The organism is Stenotrophomonas sp. (assembly GCF_035634915.1).
Classification (GTDB): Bacteria; Pseudomonadota; Gammaproteobacteria; order Xanthomonadales; family Xanthomonadaceae; genus Stenotrophomonas.
The window spans coordinates 100163-123034 of record NZ_DASQCB010000003.1 but is presented as its reverse complement, the minus strand read 5'-3'; the positions used below and the strand labels follow the sequence as shown (position 1 = coordinate 123034).

Genomic DNA, 22872 nt, shown 5'->3' with positions numbered 1-22872 from the left:
TACCCTGTGGTCATGAAAGCCGTCCTGCCCCTGCTGCTGGCGTTGCTGCCCGCCGCCAGCATCGAAGCCCATGCCCAGTCCACGCGCTTGAACCGCTGCACCGATGCACAGGGCCAGAGTGTCTATACCGACCGCCCGTGTGACAGCCTCGGCGCGCAGTCGCGGCGTCCGCCTCCGCCGCCGGCCGGCAACACCCTGCAGCGCGACAGCCTGGGTGCCAGCTGCCCGCGCCGCCTGAGCGAACTGGTGCAGGCCCTGCACACGGCGGTGGACACCCGGGACGTCAATCGGTTGTCGACGCTGTACCTGTGGAGCGCGGTCTCCGACATCGGCGCGCAGCGCATCCTTGGCCAGCTTGAATCGGTGGTGCGGCGGCCGCTGGTGGATGTGGTGCCGGTGTATCCGCAGCAGGACGTGGACCAGCCGGTGGTCGAGGGTCAGAGCCCTGCTGCGCCGGGATCCGACCCTGGGACGTCGGTGCCACGGCATCCGATCGGCCTGCGCCTGGAACAGACCCTGCCGGGCAGCGCGGCGCGCGCGGCCACGGTGCTGGGGCTGCGGCGGCAGTACGGGTGTTTCTGGATCACGTTGTAAGGCCTCATCCACGCATGGCGTGGATCTACTGCGAGCCGCCAGGCCTCATCCACGCATGGCGTGGATCTACTGCGAGCCGCCGTCCGGTAGCGCCGGGCCATGCCCGGCGGAAGGCATGGCTCAGGTCGGCCACAGGCCGCGGATCGCGGCGATGCCCTGGCCGCCGTGGCGACGGGCCTGGCTGACGTGGCCGGCATCGAGCCCGCCCAGCGCATAGATGGGCAATGACACCTGCGCCCGCAACGCGGCGAACGCTTCCCAGCCCAGTGGCGTGGCATCAGGATGGCTGGCCGTGGCCTGCACCGGGCCGAGCACCGCAAAGTCACAGCCCAGCCGCTGCGCCGCCCGCAGCTGCGCCAGGTCATGGCAGGAGGCGGCCACCCACTGCCCGGCCGGCAGCGGGCGCTCCTGCAGCGCCAGCACCTGCTCGCTGCCCAGGTGCACGCCGACGCCCAGCGCACGGGCCAGGTCGATATCGCGGTTGAGCAGCCACTGCATGCCCTGCCGATGGGCCTGCAGCGCCTGTTCGATCATCACCTGCCGCTGCGGATGGGTGGCCGGCAGGCGCAGCTGGATGCGCTGCTGGCCCGTCGCCACCGCCTGCTGCAGCTGCTCCTGCCAGCGCCGCACAGCGGCCTCGCCCTCTTCCGGCACCGGGGTGATCAGGTAGCGGTCGGGCTGGCGCAGGGCAGCCACCACCGGCAGGTCAGCCGGGGGCATCGAATAGCGGCCCAGTTTGTCCGGCGCCACCCAGGTGATGGCCTGGCCCTCGCGCCCGCGCGGGGCGCCCTTCCAGCTGCGGATATGCCGCACTTCCAGGGTCAGGTGCTTGTCCGGGTAGTGCTGCGGCACGTCCATGATCCACTCGCCGATCTCGGCCTCGATGCCAAGCTCCTCGCGTAGTTCACGCACCAGGGCCTGCTCGGAACTCTCCCCGGCCTCGCGCTTGCCGCCGGGGAATTCCCACAGGCCGGCCATGTCGCGGTTCTCGGTGCGGCGGTTGAGCAGGATGCGGCCACGGGCGTCGGTGATGACACCAGCCACGACATGAATTGTTCGTTTCGGGGAAGGCATGGGGGCAGAATGCCGAATCGACCGGACCCGGCGCAATGCCGGCAGCAGGCCAGCACCCTTGCCCACAACGAAGAAGCCCCGCTTTCGCGGGGCTTCCTGGGGTCAGCTCAGCTGGCCGTGGCAGTGCTTGTACTTCTTGCCACTGCCGCAGGGGCACGGATCGTTGCGGCCGATCTTCGGCTCGTCACGCTGCAGCTGTGCCACGCCCTGCTGGGCGGCCTCCACCTGCGCCGCTTCCTCGTCGGCGCTGTAGCTGCCGGCGTCCTGGTGCTGGAACTGCGACTGGCTCAGGCGGGCTTCCACCTGCTGGCGCTCGGCCGCTTCCAGCGCCTGCACTTCCTCGTCGCTGCGGATGCGCACGCGCGAGAGCAGGGTCACCACTTCGCGCTTGACGTTTTCCAGCATGTCCGAGAACAGCTCGAACGCTTCCTTCTTGTACTCCTGCTTGGGCTGCTTCTGCGCGTAACCACGCAGGTAGATGCCCTGGCGCAGGTAGTCCATGCGGGCCAGGTGTTCCTTCCAGCTCTGGTCGAGCACGGTCAGCATCACGTGCTTTTCCAGCGCACGCATGGTTTCCTCGCCCACGCCGGCTTCCTTCTCGGCGAAGTGCTGGTTGATGCGCTCCTGCACCTTGGCCGCGATGCCTTCGGCATCCAGCTCCTCGTGCGACTTGACCATGTCCACCAGCGACATCTGCAGGCCGAAGTCCGACTCCAGGGTCGCCTCCAGGCCACGCAGGTCCCACTGCTCGTCCACCGAGTTCGGCGGCACGAAGCGGGCGACCACATCGAAGATGACGTCGTCGCGGATGCCATCGACGTTGTCCTTCACCGATTCGGCGTCCAGCAGCTCGTCGCGCTGGGCGTAGATCACCTTGCGCTGGTCGTTGTTGACGTCGTCGAAGTCCAGCAGGTTCTTGCGGATGTCGAAGTTGTGGGCCTCGACCTTGCGCTGCGCCTTCTCGATCTGGCGGCTGACCAGGCGGTCTTCGATGACGTCGTCTTCCTTCATGCCCATCATGCGCATGGCCTTCTGCACCCAGTCGGAGGCGAAGATGCGCATCAGGTTGTCTTCCAGCGACAGGTAGAAGCGGGACGAACCCGGGTCACCCTGGCGGCCGGAACGGCCACGCAGCTGGTTGTCGATACGGCGCGATTCGTGGCGTTCGGTGCCGACGATGTGCAGGCCGCCGGCGGCCTTCACCGCGTCATGGCGCTTCTGCCATTCGGCCTTGACCGCAGCCTTCTGCTCGTCGGTCGCGCCCTCGCCCAGCTCGTGGATTTCCGCTTCCAGCGAACCGCCCAGCACGATGTCGGTACCGCGGCCGGCCATGTTGGTGGCGATGGTCACCGCAGCCGGACGACCGGCGTTGGCGACGATGGTCGCTTCGCGGTCGTGCTGCTTGGCGTTGAGCACTTCGTGCTTCACGCCGGCCTTGGCCAGGTGCTCGGACAGCATTTCCGAGGTTTCGATCGAGGTGGTACCCACCAGCACCGGCTGGCCACGCTTGGCGCACTCTTCGATGTCGGCCAGCACCGCATTGAACTTGCCCTTGCGGTTGAGGAACACCTGGTCCGGGCTGTCCTTGCGGATGGTCGGGCGGTTGGTCGGGATGACCACCACTTCCAGGCCGTAGATGCTCTGGAATTCGAACGCTTCGGTATCGGCCGTACCGGTCATGCCGGACAGCTTCTTGTACATGCGGAACAGGTTCTGGAAGGTGATGCTGGCCAGCGTCTGGTTCTCGCGCTGGACCGGCACGCCTTCCTTCGCTTCCACCGCCTGGTGCAGGCCGTCGGACCAGCGGCGGCCGGCCAGGGTACGACCGGTGAATTCGTCGACGATGACCACTTCGCCGTCGCGCACGATGTAATCCACGTCACGCTGGTAGATGGCGTGCGCGCGCAGGGCGGCGTTGAGGTGGTGGACCACGGTCAGGTTCTGCGGCGCGTACAGGCCTTCGGTCTCGCCGTCGAGGATGCCGGCGTCCACCAGCAGCTGCTCGGCGTGCTCCATGCCTGCTTCGGACAGGTGCACCTGCTTGCCCTTCTCATCGACCCAGAAGTCGCCCTCGCCGTCTTCCGATTCCTGCTTGACCAGGTTCGGCACGACGCGGTTGACGCGGATGTACAGCTCCGGGGAATCGTCGGCCGGGCCGGAGATGATCAGCGGGGTACGCGCTTCGTCGATCAGGATGGAGTCGACTTCGTCGACGATGGCGTAGTGCAGGCCGCGCTGGTAGCGGTCGGCCTTGGACAGCGCCATGTTGTCGCGCAGGTAGTCGAAACCGAACTCGTTGTTGGTGCCGTAGGTGATGTCCGAGGCATACGCTTCGCGCTTGTCGCTGTGCGGCATGCCCGGGTAGACCACGCCCACGCTCAGGCCCAGCCAGTTGTACAGCTTGCCCATCTGGGCGGCGTCGCGGCGGGCCAGGTAGTCGTTCACGGTGACCACGTGCACGCCCTTGCCTTCCAGCGCGTTGAGGTACACCGGCAGGGTCGCGACCAGGGTCTTGCCTTCACCGGTGCGCATTTCTGCGATCTTGCCCAGGTGAAGCACCATGCCGCCGATCAGCTGCACGTCGTAGTGGCGCATGCCCAGCACGCGGCGGCCGGCTTCGCGGCAGACCGCGAACGCTTCCGGCAACACCTTGTCCAGGGCTTCACCACCGGCGATGCGCTGCTTGAACTCCGGCGTCTTGGCCTGCAGCTGCTCGTCGGAAAGCTTCTCGATCTCCGGCTCCAGCGCATTGATCTTGGCGACGATGCGGTTGAGCTGGCGCAGCTGTCGTTCATTACGACTGCCAAATACGCGGGTAAGCAGGCTGTTGATCATTGAAGGAACCGGGTTGGATGGACACAGCGGCCCGGCCTCCCCCCCGGGGATCCGTCCGCCGCAAACGAAACAGGGCGCCTGGCGCCCTGTCGATGGCAACACCCATTGTAGCTTGGGACGGCCGCGAGGGGTTTCAAGCGCTGATCCGGCCGCAATCGTCCCGGATTTGGCAAACCGGTAGCGCCGGGCCATGCCCGGCGGTCTCCATAGGTTCACCGCGCTGCGCGCTCGCGGGGCATGGCCCCGCGCTACCCCCAACCGGGTTCAGCCGCGGCTGATGCGGCCGACCGGGGTGTTACCGCCGTCGCCGAGGAACTTGCGCGGGTTGACCACGTTGCCGTTTTCCCAGACCTCGAAGTGCACGTGGGCACCGGTCGAGCGGCCGGTGGAACCGGCCTTGGCCACTTCCTGGCCGGCACGGACCAGGTCACCGACCTTCACCACCAGGCGCGAATTGTGCGCGTAGCGGGTCACGTAGCCGTTGCCATGGTCGACGTCGACCACGTTGCCGTAGCCGCCCTTCACGCCGGAGAAGCTGACCACGCCATCGGCGACGGACATCACCGGGTCGCCCACCTTGGCGTGGAAATCCATGCCCTTGTGGGTGGCGGCACCGCGGCCGAACGGGTCGGCACGGGTGCCGAAGCCGGAGGTCACGTAGCTGTTGCGGATCGGCATGCGCGAAGGCACGGCGTTCTGCTGCAGCTGGTGGTCGAACATCAGCGATTCCATCACCGACAACTGGCGGCCTGAAGCAGCAAAGCGCTGCTCCAGCACCTGTAAGTCGGCGTTGACGTCCTTCACCGGGATGTCCGAGGTCGGACCGCCGGCATCGCCGTCACCCAGGCCGGGGGTCTCGTTGAAGTCGAACTCGCCGTCCTCCAGCTTGCCCATCTGGGTCAGCCGTTCGCCCAAGGCGTTCAGGCGGGTGGCCTGTGCCTGCAGCTCGCCCAGGCGGGCGGCCAGCGCATTGACCTGGGTCTGCGCATCGCGCTGGACCTTGGCCAGCTCGGCTTCCTGGCGGTCGACCTTGGCCTGCAGGCGCGAATCATTGAGCGCACTGGCGCCAATGCCGCCGGCAAGGCCGATAATGCAGCCTACCCCGAGCACGCTGCCCAGCAGGGCACGGGGGCGGTCCTCGAAATAGAACCGCAGACGCGCGATCGGCGATTTGGCCTGCCCTTCACGCGTTTTGATTACGATCTTTTTGAATGCCATCAGTGAGTTTTCATGTCTGAGCCGAAATCCAGCGTTCGTCCCGCATCCAGGCCGAAACCGGCACTGGATGCAGTGATGGCGGACAAAAGCGGGAACCCTCTGCGTCGTGCCCTGTGGCTCGATGCGCTGGACCGTCAGTTGCGCCCCCAGTTACCGCCCGCGTTGCGCAACCGTTGCCGGCTGGCCAATGTGGACGGGGAACACCTCGTTTTTCTCGTCGAATCACCGGTCTGGCATGCCAAGTTGCGGCTTGCCGAAGCCCAGTTGCTCGACGCGGCCCGGTCCATCGGGCTGAAGGCCACCAGGGTGACCATCAAGACTGCGTCATCCACTCCCACGCGCTCCCCAGCGCACGACAACCGGAATGGCCCCCACGCAGTTTCAGCCGCCACGCACAAAGGGCTACGCGACGCCTTGGCGGCCCTGCAGGATGCCCCGGTGAAACCGAAGCAAGGGTCCTGAGGACAACGGAGCATCCAGCTCCGAACCCCGTCAAATACACATCACCGCTGCGTGAAATGTTCGGGGGCCGGGTCGCATCCTAGCCGCCCTGAGTGGTCGAGTCGTTAGATTGTTGTTAAATAATCGTTATATTCAGGCTTCAAAGCGGTCAGGTTCACAAAACCGTGATCCGCAACCGACCGTCGCTTTACGCGCTGCGCCATTCAGCCAACGACGCCATGAAACGACAACGCCGCCCTGAGAGGCGGCGTTTTCTTTTGTTATTTCAACAGTTTGCAGCGATCAGGCGTAGGCCGGCACCGCGTACACCACCGGATCTTCGGCGGTCGGCGACTCATAGGTCACCCATTCCCAGGCGGTGGCATCGGCCATCAGCGCCCGCACCAGCTTGTTGTTGAGTGCGTGACCGGACTTGAAGCCCTCATAGGCACCCAGCACCTGGCCACCGGCCAGGTACAGATCGCCGATCGCGTCAAGGATCTTGTGGCGCACGAATTCGTCGGCGTAGCGCAGGCCGTCTTCGTTGAGCACGCGGAACTCGTCCAGCACGATGGCGTTGTCCATCGAACCGCCCAGGCCCAGGTTGCGCTCGCGCATGTACTCCAGGTCGCGCATGAAACCAAAGGTGCGCGCGCGGGAGATTTCCTTGGTGTAGGCCATCGTCGAGAACTCGATTTCCTGGCGCGACTGCTTGGCCGGGATCATCGGGTGGTCAAACTGGATGGTGAAGCCAAGCTTGTACCCTTCGTACGGGGTGAAGCGGGCGACCTTGTCGCCCTCGGTCACTTCCACGGTCTTCAGCACGCGGATGAAGCGCTTGGGCGCATCCTGTTCCACGATGCCCGCCGACTGCAGCAGGAACACGAACGGGCCGGACGAACCGTCCATGATCGGCAGCTCGGCCGAGGACAGTTCGACGATGATGTTGTCCACACCCAGGCCGGCCAGTGCCGACATCAGGTGTTCGACGGTCTGGATCTTGGCGTCGTTGCAGGTCAGGCCGGTGCACAGGGTCACTTCGGTGACCAGTTCGGCCTTGGCCGGCACTTCCACCACCGGGTCCAGGTCCACGCGCCGGAACACGATGCCATGGTTGACCGGTGCCGGGCGCAGGGTCATGTAGACCTTGTCACCGCTGTGCAGGCCAACGCCGGTGGCGCGGATCGTGTTCTTGAGGGTGCGTTGCTGGATCATGGGGGCAGACCGGAAGTGACACACTAGATTAACACGCAGGGCCCCATACCCCGGCTGAAAGCCCGTCGCGGCTGCCGGTGGGACACGCATGAAGCAAGGCAGCCGGGCCCATCCTGGCCCGGCGCCTGCATTTTCAGGACATGGTGGCGCAACCCGGGGGGGACAAGCCCCGGGCAGCTCCCTTAGTCCGCCTGGCGGCGCAGGAACGCCGGGATGTCCAGGTAATCGTTGGGCAGTTCAGCCGCGGCCGGGGCCGAGGAAGCCGGCGCCGACGGGGTCGACGCGGCCACGCTGTCGCTGCTGGCACGGCGCAGGCCCAGGCCCATGCCCATGCCGCCGACGGCCTTGGACACCGCGTCGCCACCGTTGTCGAAGTCGCCGAATTCCGGCTGGCCGGTGGTCGCGTTGCGCACCAGCTTGATCGGCGCGCGTTCGCCCGGACGCTGGCTCTTGCTGGCCGACACGCGGTTCAGGCCGGTGGCCACCACGGTCACGCGCACTTCGTCCTGCATGTCCGGGTCGAGCACGGTACCCACCACCACGGTGGCATCTTCCGATGCGAAGCCATCGATGGTGCGGCCGATCTCGTCGAACTCGGCCATGGTGAAGTCGGCACCGGCGGTGATGTTGACCAGGATGCCGTTGGCACCGGCCAGGTTCACATCGTCCAGCAGCGGGTTCTGGATGGCGGCTTCGGCGGCGGCCTGGGCGCGGTCATCGCCACGGGCGGTGCCGGTACCCATCATCGCCAGGCCCATTTCGGACATGACGGTGCGCACGTCGGCGAAGTCGACGTTGATCAGGCCCGGACGCACGATCAGATCGGCGATGCCCTGCACGGCGCCCTGCAGCACGTCGTTGGCGGCACGGAAGGCCTGGATCATGGTCGCGTTGCGGCCCAGCACGGTGATCAGCTTTTCATTCGGGATGGTGATCAGCGAGTCGCAGTGCTGGCTCAGCTCTTCGATGCCCTTCAGCGCGACCTGCATGCGGCGACGGCCTTCGAACGGGAACGGCTTGGTGACCACGGCCACGGTCAGGATGCCCATCTCCTTGGCCAGCTGTGCCACCACCGGTGCAGCGCCGGTGCCGGTGCCGCCGCCCATGCCGGCGGTGATGAACACCATGTCCGCGCCCTGCAGGGCGTCCATGATGCGCTCACGGTCTTCCAGCGCGGCCTGGCGGCCGACTTCCGGGTTCGCGCCTGCGCCCAGGCCCTTGGTCACGTTGGTACCCAGCTGCAGCTGCAGCTTGGCACCGCAATTCTTGATGGCCTGCGAGTCGGTGTTGGCGGTGATGAATTCCACGCCATCCACTGCCGAGTTGACCATGTGCGCCACGGCATTGCCGCCGCCGCCGCCCACGCCAACCACCTTGATCACCGCATTGGGTGCCATCTTTTCGATCAGTTCAAAATGCGCCATGTCCGTGTCCTCGTTGTATCCGCTTGTCGGTGGCATGGGCGTTCGGGCGTCCTGCCTTTTCGCGTCATGTTGCCGATGCGGCTGTGTGGGTTGTGTGTTGCTCTGTTGCTCTGTTGCGTTGTGTTGCCGGTAGTGCAACCGGGCGGGCCCGGGTGATGCAGGTTGCGCGTCAGAACTCGCCGCGGAACCAGGTCTTCAATTTCTTGAACATGCTGCCTGCGCGCCCGGTCGGCAGCGACGGACGGCGCGGGTGCTCGTTCTGGCTGCCCATCAGCAGCAGGCCGACGCCGGTGGCATGCACCGGGTTGCCGACCACTTCGCCGAGGCCGACGACGTGCTGCGGAATGCCCACGCGCACCGGCATCTGCAGCATTTCCTCGGCCAGCTCGACCACGCCTTCCATCTTCGAGGCGCCACCGGTCAGCACCAGGCCGGCGCGCACCAGTTCCTCGAAACCGGAACGGCGCAGTTCGGCCTGCACCATCTCGAAGATTTCCTCGTAACGGCCCTGCACCGCCTGCGCCAGCGAATGGCGCGGCATGCGGCGCGGCGGACGGTCGCCCACCGAGGGCACCTGGATGCTTTCCTCGGCGGTGGCCAGCTGGGCCAGGGCGCAGGCATAGCGCACCTTGATCTGCTCGGCTTCCGGGGTCGGCGTGCGCAGCATGTGCGCGATGTCGTTGGTCACGTGGTCGCCGGCGATCGGCAGCGAGGCGGTGTGGCAGATCGCACCCTGGACGAACACCGCGATATCGGTGGTGCCAGCGCCCATGTCCACCAGCACCACGCCCAGTTCCTTTTCGTCGGCGGTCAGCACCGCCACGCTGGAGGCCAGCGAGGACAGCACCAGGTCGTCCACCTGCAGGCCGCAGCGCTGCACGCACTTGCTGATGTTGGCCGCAGCGGACTGTGCGCAGACCACCAGGTGGGCATGCACTTCCAGGCGCACGCCGGTCATGCCGACCGGGTTGCGGATGCCTTCCTGCGAATCATCCAGCACGTATTCGCGCGGGATCGCATGCAGGATCTTCTGGTCGGCCGGGATGGCCACGGCCTTGGCCGCATCCAGCACGCGATCCAGGTCACCCCAGGTCACTTCGCCGTCGCGGATCGGGACGATGCCCGGCGAGTTCTTGCACTGCACGTGGTTGCCGGAAATGGAGGCGTACACCGAGCGGATCTCGCAGCCGGCCATCAGCTCGGCCTCTTCCACCGCACGCTGGATCGACTGTACGGTGGATTCGATGTCCACGACCACGCCGCGCTTGAGACCGCGCGATTCGTGCGAGCCGATGCCGATCACTTCGATCGGGTTGCCCGGCGAATACTCGCCCACCAGCGCCACCACCTTGGAGGTGCCGATATCCAGGCCGACGATCAGCGATTTGTCACCCTTGCGATTCATGTCCTTTCCTGCGTTCGTCTGGCCGGGGTCGCGGGTGCGCCGGCCGGCGTGGCCGGCGTTCCCCAGCTCAGGGTGAAACCATTGGTGTATCGGAGGTCGGCGCGCTCGATCGGCGCGGCCTGGTTGGCCAGCTGCGGCAGCACGCGCACGAAGCGCTGCAGGCGCGAGCGGGCATCGTCACGGCCGACCACCACTTCGGTGCCATTGCTCAGCAGCAGCGACCAGCTGCCGCGCGCATCCATGGTCAGGCGGCGCACGTCCACACCGGCCGGTGCGAACAGCGCGCGCGCATCGTTGTACAGCTTCACCACTTCTTCGGTCTGGCTGTCCGGGCCATCGAGCTCGGGCAGCTGCAGATCGGCCAGCTTCTTCGGCGTGGGGAACAGCTTGCCCTGCTCGGAAAGCAGGCGGCCTTCGCCCCAGCGCGCGAACGGCTTGTGCTCGACCAGGGTCACTTCCAGCACGTCCGGCCACTGCTTGCGCACCTGCGCGCTTTCCACCCACGGCAGCTTTTCCAGCGCGTCCTGCGCGTCCTGCAGCTTGACCGCGAAGAAGCCGGCATGGGCGTACGGCAGCAGCACCTGCTGCAGCTGTTCCGGCGGCACCCGCTTGAACTCACCGTGCACGCGCAGCTTCGCCAGCGGCCAGCGCTCGGCGCCGACCCAGCCATTGACCACGGCCACCACCGGCAGTGCAACCACCGACAGGGCCAACAGCCAGACGAAGATGCGCAGCACCGCGTTCATGCGTGCGATGCCTCCAGGGTCTGTTCCAGCACGCGCCACACCAGTTCCTCGAAACCGATGCCGGCCTGCGCTGCGGCCTTGGGCACCAGCGAGTGGCTGGTCATGCCCGGCGCAGTGTTCACTTCCAGCAGGAAGAAGCGGCCGCTGGCGCGGTCACGCATCACGTCCACGCGGCCCCAGCCACGGCAGCCGGCGGCGCGGAACGCGGCCAGGGCGATGCGGCGGATTTCTTCCTCGTCGGCACCGTCCAGGCCCGGGCACAGGTACTGGGTGTCCTCGGCGATGTACTTGGCGTTGTAGTCGTACCACTGGCCCTTGGGCACGATGCGGATCGACGGCAGCGCGACATCGCCGAGGATGGCCACGGTCAGTTCGTCGCCCACCACCATCTGTTCCATCAGCAGCTGGCCGTCGTAGCGCGCGGCCAGGGCCACCGCTTCGTCCAGGCCGGCATCGTCGGTCACCCGGCTGATGCCCACGCTGGACCCTTCGTTGGCCGGCTTGACCACCACCGGCAGGCCGAGTTCGGCCGCGTTGGCGTGCACGTTTTCCGCGGTCACCTTCCTGTACTGCGGGGTCGGCAGGCCCAGCGACAGCCACACCTGCTTGGTGCGGATCTTGTCCATGCTCAGTGCCGAGCCCAGCACGTCCGAACCGGTGTACGGCACGCCGAAGGCCGCCATCAGCCCCTGCACGATGCCGTCCTCACCGCCACCGTTGTGGCCGTGCAGGATGTTGAACACGCGGTCGACGCCGCCAGCGGCCAGCGCCCTGGCCAGCGCCGGAATGCCATCCACGGCGAACGCATCGACGCCGCGCGACTGCAGGGCCTGCAGCACGTTGCGGCCCGAATCCAGCGACACCTCGCGTTCGCTGGAGCTGCCGCCGAGCAGCACCGCGACGCGGCCGAACACGGCCGGATCGGTAGCGCGCAGCGGCGGGAAGGTCAGCGTGCTCACGCCTGGCCCTCCACCTTGAAACCTTCCACGGCGATCTGGCTGGCAACGGCGCCGATGTCGCCGGCCCCCATCATCAGCAGCAGGTCACCGTCCTGCAGCACGTCCGGCAGCACGCTGGCCAGCTCGGCGGCCTTGCCCACCACCACCGGCTCGCTGCGGCCGCGCGCACGGATGGCACGGGCCAGCGCGTGCGAATCGGCACCGGCAATCGGCTCCTCGCCGGCCGGGTAGACCTCGCTCAGCACCAGCGCATCGACGCTGGACAGCACCGCCGCGAACTTGTCGAACTGGTCACGGGTACGGCTGTAGCGGTGCGGCTGGAAGGCCACCACCAGGCGCTTGTCGGTCCAGCCACCACGGGCAGCGGCGAACACCGCCTCCAGCTCGCTGGGGTGATGGCCGTAGTCGTCGATGATGCGGACCTTGGCGCCACTGGCGGTGGTCACTTCGCCCAGATCGTTGAAGCGGCGGCCGACGCCGGCAAAACTTTCCAGTGCGCGTGCGATGGCATCCGGGGCCACGCCCAGCTGCCAGCCCACCGCCGCTGCGGCCAGTGCGTTCAGCACGTTGTGCTTGCCCGGCAGGGCCAGCACCACTTCCTGGCTGGTGCCCTGCGGCAGGCGCAGGGTGAAGCGCATGCGCGAACCTTCCTGCACCACGTTCTCGGCCCGCACGTCGGCCTGCGGGCTCATGCCGTAGCTCATCACGTGGCGCGGGGTCTTGGCCGCCAGCGCGGCCACTTCCGGGTCGTCGATGCACAGCACCGCCAGGCCGTAGAACGGCAGGCGCTGCAGGAACTCGGCGAAGGCCGCCTGCACGCGGGCGAAGTCGTTGCCGTAGTTTTCCAGGTGGTCGGCATCGATGTTCGTGATGATCGACATCAGCGGGTTCAGGCGCAGGAAGCTGCCATCGCTTTCGTCGGCCTCGGCCACCAGCCACTGCCCACCGCCCAGCTTGGCGTTGGCACCGGCTGCCAGCAGCTGGCCACCGATCACGAAGGTCGGGTCCAGGTCGCCCTCGCTCAGCACCGCCGCGGTCAGGCTGGTGGTGGTGGTCTTGCCGTGCGTGCCGGCCACGGCGATGCCACGACGGAAGCGCATCAGCTCGGCCAGCATCGCCGCACGCGGCATGATCGGAATGCGCTGGCTGCGCGCTTCCATCAATTCCGGGTTGTCTTCGCGGATGGCGCTGGACACCACCACACAATCGGTGCCGAGCACGTTGGCGGCCGAGTGGCCACGCATGATGCGCGCACCCAGGCCAGCCAGGCGGCGGGTGGCCGCGTTGTCGGCGTTGTCCGAACCGGACACTTCATAGCCCAGCGTCAGCATCACTTCGGCGATACCGCTCATGCCGGTGCCGCCGATGCCGACGAAATGCACGCGCGGGAACGCGCGCACCAGGTCGTTGGTGTCATGCAGGCGGCGGATCATGCGCGGCCTCGCGCGTGGCAGGCGCTATGGCAGGCCTTCTTCATACTGCTTCCTCAAGAATGATATCGGCGATGCGCTCGGCGGCATCGACCTTGGCCAGGGCACGCGCGGCTTGCGCCATCTGCATGCGGCGGGCGGGATTTTCGGACAGTTCGCGCAGCAGTGCGGCAATGCCGTCGGCCAGCGTTCCATCCTGCTTCAGCAACACGGCCGCGCCGCGCTCGACCAGATACTCCGCATTGCGGGTCTGGTGATCGTCGACGGCGGCGGGGAATGGCACCAGCACACTGCCCACGCCGACCGCGCACAGCTCGGCCAGGGTGGACGCGCCGGCGCGGCACACCACCAGGTCGGCCCAGGCGAAGGCATCGGCCATGTCGGCGATGAACGGGGTGATTTCAGCCTGCACGCCGGCCTCGGCATAGGCCTGCACGGCTTCACCATGCAGCTTTTCGCCGCTCTGGTGGCGCACCTGTACCTGCACGCTGCCCGCCAATGCGGCAATGGCCTGCGGCACGCCGGTATTGAGTGCGCGCGCGCCCTGGCTGCCGCCCACAACCAGCAGCCGCAGCGGCCCCTGGCGATCGGCAAAGCGCTGTTCCGGCGGTGCGATGGCGGCGATGTCCGCGCGCACCGGGTTGCCGACGAATTCCTCGCCTTGGGCGAAGGTGCCCGGGAAACCGGTCAGCAGGCGGCGCGCATAGCGCGAGAGGATACGGTTGGTCATGCCCGGCGCGCGGTTCTGCTCGTGCACCAGCAGTGGCAGGCCGTGCAGGCGCGTGGCCATGCCGCCCGGCCCGGAGGCAAAGCCACCGAAGGCGACCACCGCACGCGGCTGGCGCTTGCGGATGATCATGCCAGCCGCGCGCAGCGCGCGCATCAGCCGCCACGGCGCGCCCAGCAGGGCCAGCTTGCCCTTGCCACGCAGGCCGGTGATGGCCAGGGTGTCGATCGGAATGTCGTGCTGCGGCACCAGGCGGGTTTCCATCGCGCCGTCGGCGCCCATCCAGGTGACCGGCACGCCGCGCTGGCGCAGCACGCGGGCCACGGCCAGGCCGGGGAAGATGTGGCCGCCGGTGCCGCCGGCCAGGATCATCACCGGGCGGGCGCTGCTGTTTGCGGTGGTGGAGACCGTGCTCATGACAGCCTCCCGAACGTCGGTTCGATGCGCGACTGCAGGCGGCTGGTGCCGCGGGCAGCGGCAGGCGCGGCCGCCGCCACCGGTTCGCTGTGCATGGACGCGCTGGCAGCAGCCGGGGCAGCCGGTTCAGCCACGGGCGCACCCGCGACCTCGTCGCCGCCACCGATACGCACAGCCTGGCGGCGCTCGGCGCGCTTCAGCTCATAGGACACGCGCAGCAACAGGCCCATCGCCACGCAGGTCATCAGCACCGACGAGCCACCCGAGGAAATCAGCGGCAGGGTCAGGCCCTTGGTCGGCAGGATGCCCAGGTTCACGCCGATGGAAACAAAGGTCTGCATGCTGATCCACAGGCCGATGCCGAAGGCGATGTAGCCGGAGAAGTGGCGCTTCATTTCCACGCAGCGCATGCCCAGCCAGAAGGTGCGGCCCACCAGCAGCGCGTACAGGGCGACGATGGTGCAGGTGCCCAGGAAGCCGAATTCCTCGGCGGTGACCGAGAAGATGAAGTCGGTATGCGCTTCGGGCAGGTAGTACAGCTTCTGCACCGAGTTGCCCAGGCCCACGCCGGTCCACTCGCCGCGGCCCACGGCCATCAGCGCGTTGGACAGCTGGTAGCCGTCGCCCTGCTGGTCGGCCCACGGGTCGAGGAAGGAGGTGATGCGGCGCATGCGGTACGGCTCGATGATCGCCAGCGCGCTCATGCCGACCAGGCCGATGATCACCGGCATCGACATGCGCGGCATGTTCACCCCGCCCAGTACCAGCATGCCGGCGGTGATCGCCAGCAGCAGGGTGGACGAACCGAAGTCGGGCTGCAGCAGCAGCAGCACGACCAGCGCACCGGCCACGCCCAGCGGCTTGAGCATTGCCGGCCAGGTCGCATTGACCTCGTCGCGGAAACGCACCAGGTAGCTGGACAGCCAGACGATGTAGAGCACCTTCACCGCTTCGACCGTCTGGAACTTGGAAATGCCCAGGTTGATCCAGCGGCGGGCGCCATTGACCGTGCTGCCCAGGCCCGGCATGAACACCGCCAGCAGCAGCACGAAGCAGCCCAGCAGCAGGATCTGGTTGTACTGCTCGATCGACTTCAGCTCGGTGCGGGCGGCGATGACCGCCAGCACGATGCCCACCGCCAGGAAGACCAGGTGGCGGTTGAGGTAGTAGAACGGGCTGCTCATCAGAGCGATCGAGCTGGACGCCACCATCACCACGCCAATGCCCGTGAGCGCGATGATCGCGCCCAGCAGCCACTTGTCGTAGCTGCCTTCGATGGCTTCGAGGCGTGTTGCCTGGCGGGACAGGTCGTTCATTCTCAGCGCACCTTCAGGGTGGCAAGGCCGATCAGCACGAGCACGACCGAGATGATCCAGAAGCGCACGATCACGCGCGGCTCCGGCCAGCCCTTCAGCTCGAAGTGGTGGTGGATCGGCGCCATGCGGAACACGCGCTTGCCGGTCAGCTTGAACGAGGCGACCTGGATCATCACCGACAGCGTTTCGATGACGAACACGCCGCCCATGATCACCAGCACCAGCTCCTGGCGGGTAATCACTGCGATCGTGCCCAGCACCGCGCCCAGCGCCAGGGCGCCGATGTCGCCCATGAAGACCATGGCCGGGTAGGTGTTGAACCACAGGAAGCCCAGGCCTGCACCGGCAATGGCCGCGCAGATGATGACCAGTTCACCGGCACCGGGGATCTGCGGGATCTGCAGGTAGTTGGCGAACACCACGTTGCCCGACGCATAGGCGAATACGCCCAGGCCGCAGGCGACCAGCACGGTGGGCATGATCGCCAGGCCGTCGAGGCCGTCGGTCAGGTTGACCGCATTGGAGAAGCCGACGATCCAGAAATAGGCGATGGCCACGAAGCTGATGCCGGCCAGCGGCAGGGCAATCGACTTGAACATCGGGATGTAGAAGGTCAGCGCGGCCGGCACGTCGGCGGTCTGCAGCAGGAAGATGCCCGCGGCCAGGCCGAAGATCGACTGCAGCAGGTACTTCCAGCGCGAGGCCAGGCCGTTCGGGTCGCGGCGCACGATCTTGATCCAGTCGTCGTACCAGCCGATGGCGCCGAAGCACAGCATCACGGCCAGCACCAGCCACACGTAGCGGTTGCGCAGGTCGGCCCACATCAGCACCGACAGGGTGACGGTGAGCAGGATCAGCGAACCGCCCATGGTGGGCGTGCCGGCCTTGACGAAGTGGGTCTGCGGGCCGTCGGTGCGGATCGGCTGGCCGCCCTTGAACTGGGCAAGACGGCGGATCACCGCCGGGCCGAGCCACAGCGACAGGAACAGGGCCGTCAGCGCGGCAAGGATGGCGCGGAACGTCTGGTAGTTGAACAGCCCGAACAGGCTCTCCAACTGCTGCAACCATCGAGCCAGTTCATACAACATGCGGGGATTCCTCTCCTTGCGCCAGCAGCGCTTTGACGATCAGGTCCATGGCACTGCCACGGGAACCCTTGACCAGGCAGCGCACACCAGCGTGCAACTCGTCCTGCAGCGCCTGTGACAGCGCATCATGGGTGGCGAAATGGCGGCCACCTTCGCCGAACGCGGTGGCAGCGGCGGCACTGAGCGGGCCCAGCGCATACAGTCGCTTGAGGCCGGCCGCACGCGCGCGCAGGCCGGCCTGCGCGTGCAGCGCTTCGGCGTCCGGGCCCAGCTCGCGCATGTCGCCCAGCACCAGCCAGCCCTCTTCCGGGGCGGCGGCCAGGGCATCGATGGCAGCGGCCAGCGAACCCGGGTTGGCGTTGTAGCTGTCATCCACCAGCACCGCACCGTTGTGCAGCTGGTGGGCGATCTGGCGGCCAGGCACCGGCTGCGCAGCGGCCAGGCCGGCAGCCACCAGGGCCAGGTCGATGCCGGCACCCAGCGCCAGGCTGGCGGCGGCCAGGGCGTTGCTCACGTTGTGGCGGCCCGGCAGGCCCAGTACCACGCGGGCTTCGCCCTGCGGCGCGACCAGGGTGAACTGGCTGCCCTGCGCGCCTGCGCGGATGTCGCGCGCGGTGACGTCGGCGCTGTGGTCCAGGCCGTAGCGCAGCACACGGCAGCGCGCCGGGGTACCGACGAAATGCTGTTCAAACCAGCGGCCGTAGGCATCGTCGACATTGATGACGGCCACGCCATCGGCCGGCAGCGCGGCATAGATCGCGCCCTTGGTCACCGCCACGCCGAGCAGGCTGCCCATGCGTTCCAGGTGCGCCGGGGCGATGTTGTTGACCAGCGCATGGCGCGGGCGGGCGATGTCGGTCAGGTAGGCGATGTCGCCCGGCTTGCCGGCGCCCATCTCGTAGACGGCGTAGTCGGCATCCTCCGGCGCATCGATCACCGCCAGCGGCAGGCCGATCTCGTTGTTGCGGTTGCCCGGGTTGGCGTAGACCACCTTGTGGGCGTGTGCGGCCACGTGCTGCAGGATCGACAGCAGCAGGCTCTTCACGCTGGTCTTGCCGTTGCTGCCGGTGATCGCGAACACCTCGGTGCCGCGGTCGCGCTGCATGCCGGCGGCGATGCGGGCCAGGGCCAGCTCGCTGTCGGCTACCAGCACCTGCGGCACGTCCAGCGGCAGCAGGCGTTCGACCAGCAGCGCGCTGGCGCCACGGGCCTGCGCATCGGCGGCGAAATCATGACCGTCGAAACGCTCGCCGCGCAGGGCCACGTACAGGCTGCCGTTGCCCAGGCTGCGGGTGTCATTGCTGACCGCATCGATGGCCACGTCGTCGCCGTGGATCTCGCCACCGGCCCAGTGCGCGATCAGCGAAAGCAGGGTGCGCTTCATGCGATGCCCTCCCCTGCCTGTGCGGCCAGAACACCGGCCTTGGCGGCCAGCGCGGCAGCCGACACTTCGGTGTCGTCGAAGTCGTGGCGCACGCCGTTGACTTCCTGGTAGGGCTCATGGCCCTTGCCAGCAATCAGGATGATGTCGCCAGCGCCAGCACGCTTCACTGCCAGGCCGATCGCACGCGCGCGGCTGCGCTGCACGGTCACGGCCGAGGCATCGGTGAAGCCCGCCAGGATGTCGGCCACGATCACGTCGCCGTCTTCGCCGCGCGGATTGTCGTCGGTGACGATGACCTGGTTGGCCAGGCGCTCGGCGATGGCGGCCATCTGCGGACGCTTGCCGGTATCGCGCTCGCCACCACAGCCGAACACGCAGTACAGCGTGCCCTGCAGGTGGCCGTGCAGGCTTTCAAGCGCCTGTTCCAGCGCATCCGGGGTGTGTGCGTAGTCGACCACCACGGTGGGCAGGCCGTCTTCGCCGCCCAGGCGGTTCATGCGGCCGCGGATCGGCTGCAATGCCGACAGCACGCCGGCGATGCGCTTGACCGGTTCGCCCAGGGCACGCAGGCTGCCGGCCACGGCCAGCAGGTTGTCCACATTGAAACGGCCCAGCAGCGGCGACTGCACCGCCGCACGCTCACCGTCGATGACCAGTTCGAAGCCGATGCCACGGCCGTCCAGCTGCAGGCCTTCGGCGCGCACGCTGGCATCAGCGGCGCCGCGCGAGGTCAGGCCGATGGCCTGCACGCCGGCCGGCAGCGCGGCGAACAGTTCGCGACCGAAGGCATCGTCCAGGTTCACCACCGCCGCCTTCAGGCCCGGGCGGTGGAACAGGCGTGCCTTGGCCGCCCCGTAGCTGGCCATGTCGCCGTGGTAATCCAGATGGTCGCGGGTGAGGTTGGTGAACACCGCCACGTCGTAGTGCACGGCATCCACGCGGCCCTGGTCCAGCGCGTGCGAGCTGACTTCCATCGCCACTGCACGCGCGCCGTCATCGCGCAGCTGCGCCAGCAGCGCATGCATCTGCAGCACCAGCGGGGTGGTGAAGCCGGTCGGCTCCACCGCACCATAAAGTCCGGCGCCCAGCGTGCCGATACTGCCACTGGGCGTACCGAGCAGGTGCCAGGCCTGGGCCAGCAGCTGCACGGTGGAGGTTTTGCCGTTGGTGCCGGTCACGCCCACCATCGTCATCGCACGCGACGGCGCGCCATGGAACTGGTCGGCCATCGCGCCCAGGCGTGCGCGCAGGCCAGGCACGGCGATGGCATCAGCCGGGGCCGGCAGCTCGGCCGGGGCCGGCGGCTCGAACAGGATGGCGCTGGCACCGGCCGCGCGCGCCTGTTCGACAAAGCCCAGGCCATGTGCGCCGAACCCGGCGATGGCGACGAAGGCATTGCCAGGGCGCACGGCACGGCTGTCCAGCACCAGACCGGTCAGAACGGGATCGTTGCCCGCCAGGGCAACGTCCGGAAGCAACTGCGAAAGCAACATCGAAGGACTCATTGCGTGCCTCCCACGGGCGGGGCCGGCACATGGTTCTGCGCGCTGGGCAGCGCGGCATCGAATTCGGCGGCGGCATCGGCCGGCAGCGCGGCCTCGGCCGGCGGCGCCGGCAGGACGGAGGCCGAATGCCCCATCTTTCCTGACTGCTGGGCGGCCAGCCACGACTGCAGGTCGTCCAGCGGGACGTCCATCAGGCGCAGGGTGCCTTCCATCACGTTGTGGTACACCGGCGCCGAGACCAGACCGCCGTAGAACTTGCCGCCCTGCGGATCGTTGATGACGATGACCGTGGCAAAGCGCGGGTTGGTAGCCGGCACCACGCCGGCAAACAGCGAGTTGTAGTGGCCACGCTCGTAACCACCCGGGCCGGCCTTGCGCGCCGTGCCGGTCTTGCCGGCCACGTGGTAACCCAGCACCGCCGCCTGCTTGGCGCCGCCCTGAGTCACCACCGTTTCCATCATCGCCACGACCTGCTTGGCGACGCTTTCATCGATGATCTGCTTGCCTTCGTTGCGCTGGCCCTTCACGAAGGTCGGGGCGATCAGCTTGCCGCCGTTGGCCAGCGCCGAATAGGCGGTGGCAATCTGCAGCGGCGTCACGTTCAGGCCGTAGCCGTAGGACATGGTGGTCTTGGTGGCGCCATCCCAGTTGCCCGGGCGGCGCACCACGCCGCCGGATTCACCGGGGAAGCCACTGTGCGGCACCGAGCCGTAGCCGAAGCGGCGCACGCCGTCATAGAAGGTCTGGTCGGTCATCTTCGCCGCGATCTTGGCCGCGCCGATGTTCGAGCTGCGGGTGATCACGCCGGTGACGTTGAGCACGCCGTTGTTGCGCGGCACGTCGCGGATGGTGAAGCGGGCCACCTGCATGTAACCCGGGTTGGTATCGATGATGGTGTCCTTGGTCACCGCGCCGGACTGCAGCGCGGTGGCGATGGTCAGCGGCTTCATCGTCGAACCCGGCTCGACCAGGTCGGTCACGGCGCGGTTGCGGCGCGTGTCCGGCACTGCACCGTTGAGCGAATTCGGGTTGTAGGTCGGCAGGTTGACCATGGCCAGGATTTCGCCCGTGGCCACGTCCATGATGACCATCGAACCGCCGGCCGCCTTGTTGGCCACCAGCGCGTTGCGCAGTTCCTTGAAGGCCAGGTACTGGATGCGGCGGTCGATGCTGAGGGTCAGGTCCTTGCCCGGCTCGGCGGCGCGCAGCAGATCGCTCTCCACCGTCTCGCCCTTGCGGTTGCGGATCACCCGCTTGGCACCGGCCTTGCCGCGCAGCCATTCGTCGAAGGCCAGCTCCAGCCCTTCCTGGCCGCGGTCGTCGATGTTGGTGAAGCCCAGCACGTGCGCCATCGCCTCACCCTGCGGGTAGAAGCGGCGGAACTCGCGCTGCGCGGCCACGCCCGGAATCTTCAGCGCGACCACCTTTTCTGCATCGTCCGGATTGATCCGGCGGCGCAGGTACATGAATTCCTTGTCCGACTTCTGCGACAGGCGGCTGCTCAGCTCGTCCACCGACATGCCGATGGCCTGGGCCAGCTCGGGGATGCGGTCCGGCGCACGCAGCAGATCCTGCGGGTTCACCCAGATCGAGGCCACCGGGGTCGACACCGCCAGCGGCTCGCCGTTGCGGTCGGTGATCATGCCGCGCGAGGTCTTGATCGGCAGCTCGCGCAGGTAACGTGCCTCACCCTGGCGCTGGTAGAAATCGCTGTTGATGATCTGCACGTAGGCCGCGCGGCCAACCAGCGAGACCGAGCACAGGCCGAGCGCCAGGGCAACCCAGCGCAGGCGCTGGCGCAGGTTGAAGGCGTTGCGCGGGCGGTTGCGGCCGGTCTTGCTCATGGGCGCACCACCACCACGTCGGCGGCTTCGGGGAACTTCATGCCCAGCTTCTCGCGGGCCACGCGGTCGACGCGATTGGCTTCGGCCAGGGTGGCCTGTTCCAGCTGCAGGCGGCCGAATTCCAGGTTGATGTCATCGCGCGTGCGCTCGGCACGCGACAGCTCGATGAACGTCTGCCGATGACGGTGACGCACGAACACGACGCCGATCGCCGAGGCCACGGTGCAGGCCAACAGGATGATCAGCAGCAGCCGGCTCATGCATCGGCCTCCCGCTTCTGGGCCACGCGCAGCACGGCGCTGCGGGCACGCGGGTTGGCGGCCAGTTCTTCATCGGTGGCCTTGATGGCACCGCCGATCAGATCCAGGGTCGGTACGAACGCGACGGCCTCGGGCAGGCGGCGGTTGGCCGGCGGCGCCTTGGCCAGGCGGTTCATGTACTGCTTGACGATGCGGTCTTCCAGCGAATGGAAGCTGATCACCGCCAGCCGGCCGCCGGGCTTGAGCCGTTCCACGGCCGCATCGAGCCCGGCTTCCAGATCGGCCAGCTCGCGGTTGATGTGGATGCGGATGGCCTGGAAGCTGCGCGTGGCCGGGTGGATCCGGCTCTTATCGGATCCCGACTTGCTGCGCGGCATCACCGAGCTAATCAGCTCGGCCAGTTCGGCAGTGCGGGTGAAGGGCTGCTTTTCGCGGCGGGCGACGATGGCACGGGCGATGCGGCGGCTCTGCCGCTCTTCGCCGTAGGTCCACAGCACGTCGGCGATCTCGCGGTCTTCGACGCGGTTGATCCACTGCGCCGCGCTTTCGCCGCTGTCCGGGTCCATGCGCATGTCCAGCGGGCCGTCCTTGCCGAAGCTGAAACCACGCTCGGCCACGTCCAGCTGCGGCGAGGACACGCCAAGGTCGAACAGCACGCCATCCAGGCCGTCGGCCGTCGCATCCCACTGCAGCAGCTGGGCGAAGCTGCCACGGAAAATGGACACGCGCGGGTCCGGCGCGAAATCGCGCTCGGCTACCGCGATGGCTTCCGGATCCTTGTCCATGACCAGCAGGCGCCCCTCCGGGCCCAACTGGGTGAGCACGCCACGTGCATGACCGCCACGACCGAACGTGCCATCCAGATAACGTCCGTTTTCGATCACCCTCAGGCCGTCAATGACCTGGGTGTACAGGACCGGCAGGTGCACCGCCGGCGACTGCGACACCGGAAGGTGACCGGTCTGCGCTTCTGGGCGCATCCGGGCACCC

The 22872-nt window shown here is 67.6% G+C and carries 19 protein-coding genes; 2 read left to right on the top strand and 17 right to left on the bottom strand.

Going from position 1 to position 22872, the window contains the following annotated elements; all coding sequences use genetic code 11:
• The first annotated feature begins 12 nt into the window (after positions 1 to 12).
• Positions 13 to 594, top strand: a complete 582-nt coding sequence (locus VER16_RS03585) for a DUF4124 domain-containing protein (protein WP_324805500.1) — start codon at positions 13 to 15, stop codon at positions 592 to 594.
• A 120-nt stretch (positions 595 to 714) separates the two neighbouring features.
• On the opposite strand, the gene VER16_RS03580 is transcribed toward VER16_RS03585, so the two are convergent.
• From VER16_RS03580 to VER16_RS03570, 3 genes are all read right to left on the bottom strand, one after another.
• On the bottom strand, positions 715 to 1668 hold the full coding sequence (locus tag VER16_RS03580) for a Nudix family hydrolase (protein ID WP_324805499.1): 954 nt from the start codon (positions 1666 to 1668) through the stop codon (positions 715 to 717).
• Between the two features lie 102 nt (positions 1669 to 1770).
• A complete protein-coding gene (gene secA, locus VER16_RS03575) occupies positions 1771 to 4503 on the bottom strand; it encodes a preprotein translocase subunit SecA (RefSeq protein ID WP_324805498.1) in 2733 nt (910 codons plus the stop codon).
• A gap of 264 nt (positions 4504 to 4767) precedes the next feature.
• The gene (locus tag VER16_RS03570; RefSeq protein WP_108767756.1) at positions 4768 to 5721 is read right to left on the bottom strand and encodes a M23 family metallopeptidase; all 954 of its coding nucleotides are present in this window, start codon (positions 5719 to 5721) and stop codon (positions 4768 to 4770) included.
• 12 nt (positions 5722 to 5733) lie between these two features.
• On the opposite strand from VER16_RS03570, the gene VER16_RS03565 reads away from it, so the two are divergent.
• On the top strand, positions 5734 to 6183 hold the full coding sequence (locus tag VER16_RS03565; protein WP_324805497.1) for a DUF721 domain-containing protein: 450 nt from the start codon (positions 5734 to 5736) through the stop codon (positions 6181 to 6183).
• A gap of 282 nt (positions 6184 to 6465) precedes the next feature.
• Here the strand turns inward: VER16_RS03565 and lpxC are convergent, their stop codons facing one another.
• From lpxC to rsmH, 14 genes are all read right to left on the bottom strand, one after another.
• A complete protein-coding gene (lpxC, locus tag VER16_RS03560; RefSeq protein ID WP_079220636.1) occupies positions 6466 to 7377 on the bottom strand; it encodes a UDP-3-O-acyl-N-acetylglucosamine deacetylase in 912 nt (303 codons plus the stop codon).
• A gap of 182 nt (positions 7378 to 7559) precedes the next feature.
• Positions 7560 to 8801 carry a cell division protein FtsZ gene (ftsZ, locus tag VER16_RS03555; protein WP_324805496.1) on the bottom strand — a complete coding sequence of 414 codons (1242 nt, stop codon included), beginning with the start codon at positions 8799 to 8801 and terminating at the stop codon, positions 7560 to 7562.
• 169 nt (positions 8802 to 8970) lie between these two features.
• Positions 8971 to 10206, bottom strand: coding sequence for a cell division protein FtsA (gene ftsA, locus VER16_RS03550; RefSeq protein ID WP_324805495.1), 1236 nt, complete (start codon positions 10204 to 10206; stop codon positions 8971 to 8973).
• The gene (locus VER16_RS03545; RefSeq protein ID WP_108767754.1) at positions 10203 to 10952 is read right to left on the bottom strand and encodes a cell division protein FtsQ/DivIB; all 750 of its coding nucleotides are present in this window, start codon (positions 10950 to 10952) and stop codon (positions 10203 to 10205) included. Before VER16_RS03545 ends, ftsA begins: the two co-directional genes overlap by 4 nt.
• Entirely contained in the window at positions 10949 to 11911 is a 963-nt protein-coding gene (locus VER16_RS03540) for a D-alanine--D-alanine ligase (protein WP_324805494.1), read from the bottom strand. Before VER16_RS03540 ends, VER16_RS03545 begins: the two co-directional genes overlap by 4 nt.
• Positions 11908 to 13344: a UDP-N-acetylmuramate--L-alanine ligase gene (murC, locus tag VER16_RS03535; protein ID WP_324805493.1), complete on the bottom strand. Its 1437-nt coding sequence runs from the start codon at positions 13342 to 13344 to the stop codon at positions 11908 to 11910. The genes VER16_RS03540 and murC overlap by 4 nt, the downstream gene beginning before the upstream one ends.
• 40 nt (positions 13345 to 13384) lie before the next feature.
• A complete protein-coding gene (gene murG, locus VER16_RS03530; protein ID WP_324805492.1) occupies positions 13385 to 14485 on the bottom strand; it encodes an undecaprenyldiphospho-muramoylpentapeptide beta-N-acetylglucosaminyltransferase in 1101 nt (366 codons plus the stop codon).
• Complete coding sequence (gene ftsW, locus VER16_RS03525; RefSeq protein ID WP_324805491.1) at positions 14482 to 15801, bottom strand: putative lipid II flippase FtsW; 1320 nt, start codon at positions 15799 to 15801, stop codon at positions 14482 to 14484. Before ftsW ends, murG begins: the two co-directional genes overlap by 4 nt.
• 2 nt (positions 15802 to 15803) lie before the next feature.
• On the bottom strand, positions 15804 to 16889 hold the full coding sequence (gene mraY / locus VER16_RS03520) for a phospho-N-acetylmuramoyl-pentapeptide-transferase (RefSeq protein WP_079220628.1): 1086 nt from the start codon (positions 16887 to 16889) through the stop codon (positions 15804 to 15806).
• On the bottom strand, positions 16879 to 18273 hold the full coding sequence (locus VER16_RS03515) for a UDP-N-acetylmuramoyl-tripeptide--D-alanyl-D-alanine ligase (RefSeq protein WP_324805490.1): 1395 nt from the start codon (positions 18271 to 18273) through the stop codon (positions 16879 to 16881). Before VER16_RS03515 ends, mraY begins: the two co-directional genes overlap by 11 nt.
• Positions 18270 to 19778, bottom strand: a complete 1509-nt coding sequence (locus tag VER16_RS03510; RefSeq protein WP_324805489.1) for a UDP-N-acetylmuramoyl-L-alanyl-D-glutamate--2,6-diaminopimelate ligase — start codon at positions 19776 to 19778, stop codon at positions 18270 to 18272. The genes VER16_RS03515 and VER16_RS03510 overlap by 4 nt, the downstream gene beginning before the upstream one ends.
• Positions 19775 to 21622: a penicillin-binding protein 2 gene (locus VER16_RS03505; RefSeq protein ID WP_324805488.1), complete on the bottom strand. Its 1848-nt coding sequence runs from the start codon at positions 21620 to 21622 to the stop codon at positions 19775 to 19777. Before VER16_RS03505 ends, VER16_RS03510 begins: the two co-directional genes overlap by 4 nt.
• Positions 21619 to 21882, bottom strand: a complete 264-nt coding sequence (gene ftsL / locus VER16_RS03500; protein WP_079220624.1) for a cell division protein FtsL — start codon at positions 21880 to 21882, stop codon at positions 21619 to 21621. Before ftsL ends, VER16_RS03505 begins: the two co-directional genes overlap by 4 nt.
• The gene (gene rsmH, locus VER16_RS03495; protein WP_324805487.1) at positions 21879 to 22862 is read right to left on the bottom strand and encodes a 16S rRNA (cytosine(1402)-N(4))-methyltransferase RsmH; all 984 of its coding nucleotides are present in this window, start codon (positions 22860 to 22862) and stop codon (positions 21879 to 21881) included. The genes ftsL and rsmH overlap by 4 nt, the downstream gene beginning before the upstream one ends.
• Between the last annotated feature and the right edge of the window lie 10 nt (positions 22863 to 22872).

Bases quoted from the DNA above. Each gene is read 5' to 3' on its own strand.
- VER16_RS03585 (WP_324805500.1), top strand. From the start codon at position 13: ATGAAAGCCGTCCTGCCCCTGCTGCTGGCGTTGCTGCCCGCCGCCAGC.
- VER16_RS03580 (WP_324805499.1), bottom strand. From the start codon at position 1,668: ATGCCTTCCCCGAAACGAACAATTCATGTCGTGGCTGGTGTCATCACC.
- secA (WP_324805498.1), bottom strand. From the start codon at position 4,503: ATGATCAACAGCCTGCTTACCCGCGTATTTGGCAGTCGTAATGAACGA.
- VER16_RS03570 (WP_108767756.1), bottom strand. From the start codon at position 5,721: ATGGCATTCAAAAAGATCGTAATCAAAACGCGTGAAGGGCAGGCCAAA.
- VER16_RS03565 (WP_324805497.1), top strand. From the start codon at position 5,734: ATGTCTGAGCCGAAATCCAGCGTTCGTCCCGCATCCAGGCCGAAACCG.
- lpxC (WP_079220636.1), bottom strand. From the start codon at position 7,377: ATGATCCAGCAACGCACCCTCAAGAACACGATCCGCGCCACCGGCGTT.
- ftsZ (WP_324805496.1), bottom strand. From the start codon at position 8,801: ATGGCGCATTTTGAACTGATCGAAAAGATGGCACCCAATGCGGTGATC.
- ftsA (WP_324805495.1), bottom strand. From the start codon at position 10,206: ATGAATCGCAAGGGTGACAAATCGCTGATCGTCGGCCTGGATATCGGC.
- VER16_RS03545 (WP_108767754.1), bottom strand. From the start codon at position 10,952: ATGAACGCGGTGCTGCGCATCTTCGTCTGGCTGTTGGCCCTGTCGGTG.
- murC (WP_324805493.1), bottom strand. From the start codon at position 13,344: ATGATCCGCCGCCTGCATGACACCAACGACCTGGTGCGCGCGTTCCCG.
- murG (WP_324805492.1), bottom strand. From the start codon at position 14,485: ATGAGCACGGTCTCCACCACCGCAAACAGCAGCGCCCGCCCGGTGATG.
- ftsW (WP_324805491.1), bottom strand. From the start codon at position 15,801: ATGAACGACCTGTCCCGCCAGGCAACACGCCTCGAAGCCATCGAAGGC.
- mraY (WP_079220628.1), bottom strand. From the start codon at position 16,889: ATGTTGTATGAACTGGCTCGATGGTTGCAGCAGTTGGAGAGCCTGTTC.
- VER16_RS03515 (WP_324805490.1), bottom strand. From the start codon at position 18,273: ATGAAGCGCACCCTGCTTTCGCTGATCGCGCACTGGGCCGGTGGCGAG.
- VER16_RS03510 (WP_324805489.1), bottom strand. From the start codon at position 19,778: ATGAGTCCTTCGATGTTGCTTTCGCAGTTGCTTCCGGACGTTGCCCTG.
- VER16_RS03505 (WP_324805488.1), bottom strand. From the start codon at position 21,622: ATGAGCAAGACCGGCCGCAACCGCCCGCGCAACGCCTTCAACCTGCGC.
- ftsL (WP_079220624.1), bottom strand. From the start codon at position 21,882: ATGAGCCGGCTGCTGCTGATCATCCTGTTGGCCTGCACCGTGGCCTCG.
- rsmH (WP_324805487.1), bottom strand. From the start codon at position 22,862: ATGCGCCCAGAAGCGCAGACCGGTCACCTTCCGGTGTCGCAGTCGCCG.